At 29.4% G+C, this 4,792-nt stretch carries 5 protein-coding genes; 1 reads left to right on the top strand and 4 read right to left on the bottom strand.

The annotated features are described in order from the left end of the window. A partial coding sequence (locus ACRC03_RS11560; protein WP_438652721.1) for an alpha/beta hydrolase occupies positions 1–866 on the bottom strand: 866 nt, incomplete at its 3' end. A gap of 310 nt (positions 867–1,176) precedes the next feature. On the opposite strand from ACRC03_RS11560, the gene ACRC03_RS11565 reads away from it, so the two are divergent. Then, entirely contained in the window at positions 1,177–2,445 is a 1,269-nt protein-coding gene (locus tag ACRC03_RS11565) for a dicarboxylate/amino acid:cation symporter (RefSeq protein WP_438652722.1), read from the top strand. 256 nt (positions 2,446–2,701) lie between these two features. On the opposite strand, the gene ACRC03_RS11570 is transcribed toward ACRC03_RS11565, so the two are convergent. The 3 genes from ACRC03_RS11570 to ACRC03_RS11580 all read right to left on the bottom strand — a co-directional run. Beyond that, on the bottom strand, positions 2,702–3,928 hold the full coding sequence (locus tag ACRC03_RS11570) for a peptidoglycan-binding protein (protein ID WP_438652723.1): 1,227 nt from the start codon (positions 3,926–3,928) through the stop codon (positions 2,702–2,704). A gap of 74 nt (positions 3,929–4,002) precedes the next feature. Further along, positions 4,003–4,215, bottom strand: coding sequence for a hypothetical protein (locus ACRC03_RS11575; protein WP_438652724.1), 213 nt, complete (start codon positions 4,213–4,215; stop codon positions 4,003–4,005). Positions 4,216–4,610: 395 nt separating this feature from the next. Then, a partial coding sequence (locus tag ACRC03_RS11580; RefSeq protein ID WP_438652725.1) for a hypothetical protein occupies positions 4,611–4,792 on the bottom strand: 182 nt, incomplete at its 5' end.

A 4,792-nucleotide genomic window follows, 5' to 3' on the forward strand; every position in this document is an offset into this window, starting at 1 on the left:
GTGTGGCTTGCACTCTTTGCCTCAAACTTATCTTTTATACCGTATTTTTTTGCATCAAATATAGCTTTACACATCTCGCAAGGTACAACTTTGTCACAACCTCCATGTATAAATAGCATTGGAGTTTTGGTCTTTTTTATAGACCTTAAAGGTACTACCTCATTAAAACTCCATCCACATCTTATTTTTGTAACTATAGTGGCAAAAAATATTACAAAACTTTGTACTATATTTATTTTTACATTGCAATATTTTTTTAGTACAAACTTAGCTTCATCAACAAAACTAGTAAATCCACAGTTATCTACTGCAAATTGTACATCATCATACATACCTAAATACTCAACTACTATAGCAGAACCCATAGATTCTCCATGAAGTCCTATTTTCGTCTCTTTGCCATACTTTTTTCTTATCCAATCTACACATGCTTTTAAATCATCTTTTTCATAGTAGCCTACGGATGTATTTTGGCCTCCACTAAGCCCATGATATCTATGGTCGTAAGCTAATATACTAAATCCTCTTGGGATATATAAAAATCCATACTTTAGCATATCCCATAGATTTGCTGTAATTCCATGTGATAGTATTACAACTCTATCAACAATTTTATTTGGAAAAAATATTCCATGTAACTTATATCCATATACGGAGTTTATACTTACTTCTTCTTTTTCTAGTTTTTCGTATGTTTCTATTACATCTGGATGATTTTTTTTTTCTTTTTCATAGTTTTCTTCGTAGCCAGTAACTTTTGGATTTGTTACACGTTTAGAGAAATAATATCCTATACCAAAGCCAACTATGATTGTAATTATGGCTACAATGATAATTATAATTAATATATTGGTTAATATTTTCACATTATATCTACCTCCGTATATATATTATTTCTTTAAATTCGTATGTTATGTAGTATAATCTTTGAATTTTATTTATGTTTCTCATCTGCAGTAGTCTGCCGTGGATCATATAAAAGATATTTCAGTAAATTAGATTGCTTAAAATGTAACTTAATGTCTGAAAACACCTTAAAAATATATAGAATTTTCCAATAAATGCATGTATAATTATTTCAAGTTCTTATTTTTATTGAAAATACATTTTTCTTACTAGGACAATAATTAAACATCTCATTTTTTAATAATATTTATATGATGGAGGTTTTATGTTATGAATAAGAAAAAGTTAGGTCTTACTAGCAAAATCTTTATTGGAATGATACTAGGTATATTATTTGGTCTTTTGCTTAGTAAAGTTCCATCAGGGTATTTAAAGGACACTATTTTATTGGGAGGAATTTTAAAAATATTAGGTTCTGGATTTATTACTGCTATAAAAATGCTTGTAGTTCCTCTAGTATTTATTTCTTTGGTTTGTGGAGCTTCAGCTATGAGTGACATAAAAAAACTTGGTAGAATAGGTGTGAAAACTTTAGGTTTCTACTTATGTACTACAGCTCTTGCAGTAACAATAGCTTTAATTATTGCTAAAGTAGTTAACCCAGGTGTAGGGATTGATATGTCAAATATAGTAACATCAGACCCAACAATTGGTGAGAAACAATCATTAGTAGATATTATTCTAGCTATGATACCATCAAATCCAATTGCTTCTCTTGCTAGTGGAGAAATGTTACAAATAATTGTATTTGCAATCTTGACTGGAGTTGCAATTAGTATTATAGGTGAAAAGGGTCAACCAGTAAAAGCTTTATTTGAAAGTTTTAACGAAGTTTGTATGAAAATGGTAAGCATAGTAATGCTTATTGCACCTTATGGTGTATTTGCACTTATATCTAATACTTTTGCTACTATAGGATTCTCTGCAATGTGGTCTTTGGCTAAGTATATGTTTGTTGTTCTATTTGCACTGCTAATTCAAGGTACTGTAGTTTATTCAGGCTTATTAAAATTATTCTCTGGACTTAAGCTAAAGCCATTTTATAAAAAATATGCAAAAGTTGCAGCAGTTACATTCTCTACATCATCAAGTAATGCATCACTACCAGTAACTATTGAAGCTATGGAAGAAATTGGTGTGCATAATTCAGTAGCTTCATTTACACTTCCTTTAGGTGCTACAATAAATATGGATGGAACTGCCATAATGCAAGGTGCTGCATGTATATTTATATCACAGATTTATGGAATAGATTTAGGTATTAGTCAACTTCTAACAATTGTACTTACTGCTACTCTAGCATCAATAGGTACAGCTGGAGTACCAGGTGTAGGTATGATAACTTTATCTATGGTTTTAACTTCTGTAGGTCTTCCATTAGAGGGAATAGGTATAATAATGGGAATTGATAGAATACTAGATATGTGTAGAACTACTATTAATGTTATGGGAGACTGTGCTTGTACCTTAGTAGTTAGTAAGCAGGAAAATGAATTAGATTTGGATAAATATTATAGTGAAAAAGAATTAGCAAAATAATGACCTTGCTTTAACTATTTTAACTCGGATATATTCTTTATATTCTCATATATTCTAGAGATTTATTAGTTAGTGTTTTGATAGTATTGGGCTACTGGATATTTTCCAGCAGCCTTTTCTTATATTCAAATATTCATAGCAAGAACTTGAAAAAAGATGTCAAGTTCCACCCCTAGAGGAATTTCTGTTACTGGTTGTTGTCTTATAAATTTTTGTACTCCTATAGCAGGAGTTATTAGTGGGTAACTTGCAATTACTATTGATATGCACCTATTTTACTTATAGCTACGTATACTCTTGATAATTCATACCAAGTAGCAAAATTAACTACACCTGTTACAGGCATATTAAATATTTTTTGAAAAATTTCTACACTTTCTTTTGTTTTTCTTCCATAAATTCCATCTTCATCCACTTTTAAGACTGCTGGATAACCTTTAGAAATTGTATTTAATTGTTTTTGTACTGTCTTTACTTCTTCTCCTCTACTACCAACTGTTAGATCATATCCTGGGTAAGAACTAGGTACGCCACTTATAAGAGGTGAACGGTTGTATTCAATATCATTACCATAATAGTATTCTAATATTCTATCAAAGGAATAGCCTTGATCACCTAAGTATTTGCTTCCCCATTGTGTCATATGTCCAGGGCACTGTGTTTGCTTTCCATCACAATACTGAGTAAGTAGAGGTTGTTTTTGATCTCCCCTAGTTACATATAAGTTAAATATATCGTCTACAGCCCTATCTATTGTATCGAAGATATTTCTATTGTATATAAATTTATGGTCATATTGAGTTGTAGAAGTTATTGTAAAACTATATCCTTGACTTTTATACCATTCAGTATAAACTCTATTTAAGGTAAAAGATATAATTGCTACTATATTAGAATATATTGTACTTTTGGGCCATGTTGCATATATTTCAGAGCTGGCAACATTTTTTATATAATCTTTAAAATAAATCCAATAATTAGTTGCATTATTATTACTAGGTAAACCATCATGAACTATAATAAATTCTGGTACAACAACTTGACCAAGGACGAAAATTGGTTTTATTTCAGATTCATATATTTTAGGTTCATATCCTGCATATAATAGATGTTCTTCTATATTATATTCTGAAGGTAATATTTTCTTTTTATTATATTTTTTTAAGCGCACATTTTGAATTGCTTCAATGCATGGTAGAACTTGTACTCCTACTATTGTTTCTTTTTCATAGCCTTCCTTAGTTACTTCTACAACGTATCTACTATATGGTCTTGGTTCATTTGGATATTGAGAATATAAAAACTTTGGTGCATATAAGGATATTTTCCTAATTTGACCTGATGCATCTGTTATTAGGTCCTCACAAAGCAATTCCAATTCGTTAGTTTGCCTATGGATATAGTATATAGCAATTTTTGCATCTTTTATTGCATAAGAACTTTCATAATCAACAACATTTATAGTAAGTAAGCCTTTGCTCAAAGTATCCCCCCCTTTTTTCTCTTATATTTATTATGATTTTGAAGTATATTTTGTTACTTACTATATTGTAAAGTCTATGGCAATATTATTCTAAAAGAAGCAATTATCATTACTACAACTATTACTATTCTCTCTGGGTTTGTAATTAAAGCATTAATATCGTATCCAACAAAACTTGCTACTGCAAACATCGTTACCTTACCTAAAATCATACCTGGTGCAAAGCTTTTTAGAGTTCTACCGCTAAAACCTGATGCAATAGTTACTAAACAAGATCCTATTGCCAATCTAAATATTAATAATTGATTATCTTTAATTAATTATTATATTCCATCTATATACTCCATATAATTAATTCTCCTTTTCTTATGTCCTAAGTTAATTTTAATAAATCAGTCTTACTTTTTAGTTTCTTTATTCTTATAGCTTTATTACACTCGTTTGTTTCTTACTAATTTATAATTTAATTATATGGAATAGATCTTAATATTTTATTATTACAATTCTTAAGATTTTATTAAGAATGTTAATATTGCTCCAATATCTATAGCTACACTAAGTTTTAAAGTTCAAGTTTAGTGCTAAATTATTGTTATGTAAAATAAAGCAAGGTGTCTATTGACACCTTACTTTATATTTTTTTCAATACAGCAATATTTGCAACAGTATATTTTATAGCTAGTTATATTGGTTTTACTTCATAAGTTAGTGTATATATTTTATTTGCATTTAAAATATACTCTGGATGAGGAAGTGCTTGCCAACTATCATCTCCGCCTACTCCCATTTGCTTATATATCACCCTTAGAATAGTTGCATCTAAAGACACTAATTTATGGAAATGGTCAGCTTTTTCTACATCCT

Origin of the sequence: Romboutsia sp. (assembly GCF_051659545.1) — a bacterium.
Lineage (GTDB): Bacteria > Bacillota > Clostridia > Peptostreptococcales > Peptostreptococcaceae > JBOFOR01.